This window comes from Caballeronia terrestris (genome assembly GCF_001544515.1).
GTDB classification, from domain to species: Bacteria; Pseudomonadota; Gammaproteobacteria; order Burkholderiales; family Burkholderiaceae; genus Caballeronia; species Caballeronia terrestris.
Genome location: NZ_FCOL02000563.1, coordinates 1 through 741, shown reverse-complemented (window position 1 = coordinate 741; position 741 = coordinate 1). Strand labels below are relative to the sequence as shown.

Annotated in this window: 1 protein-coding gene; it reads right to left on the bottom strand. The window is 67.7% G+C overall.

Features of this window, described 5'->3' with window-relative positions; all coding sequences use genetic code 11:
• A partial coding sequence (locus AWB67_RS38955) for an AMP-binding protein (RefSeq protein ID WP_143746848.1) occupies positions 1 to 741 on the bottom strand: 741 nt, incomplete at both ends.

Below are 741 nucleotides of genomic sequence, written 5' to 3'. Positions count from 1 at the left end.
GTTCCAGACGGTGACGCCGTGCTGCTCGATGCTTTGCGCCCAGTCGGCGGGTGACGGACTGCTGCTGTGAGGCGGCAGTACCAAGGTCGCGCCGCAGCCCAGCGTGGCGAAAATGTCGTAGACGGACAGGTCGAAATTGAACGCGGAAAGACCGAGGACGCAGTCGCGGTCGTCCAGGCCGAATCGCGCGATGACATCCTGGAGGGTGTTGACCGCCCCGCGATGAGTGATCGCCACCCCCTTGGGCTGGCCGGTCGAACCCGACGTGAAAATGACGTAGGCGAGGTCGTCGGGGTCCTGGACGCTGGCCAGGGCGACGGGCGTGGCCGGCGCTTCGTCCGGCAACGCGTCCTCGAGCACCTGCAACTGGACGCCCTCGGGCGCGCGCAAAGTCGCGACGGCATCGCGCTCGCACAATACGACCTTCACGCCGGGCTGGTCGATCAACCATTGCCTGCGCACCGGCGGCAGGTCATAGGCCACGGGAAGGTACGCCGCGCCGGCCTGCACGGTGCTCATGGCGGCCGCTACCTGCCGCCAGCCCCGGCGAGCGACGATGGCGACCAGATCGTTGCGAGCCACGCCCCACTGGCGCATTTCGCTCGCCAGCCCCGTGGTCCGGCACAGCAATTCGGCGTAGTCGATACGCCTGTCGGGCGCGACGATGGCCGTCTGCGCCGGATGCTTGCGGCAGGCGTCGATGAAGAAGTCGTGCAGCAGGCCATCAGGCAATGGTTTCGC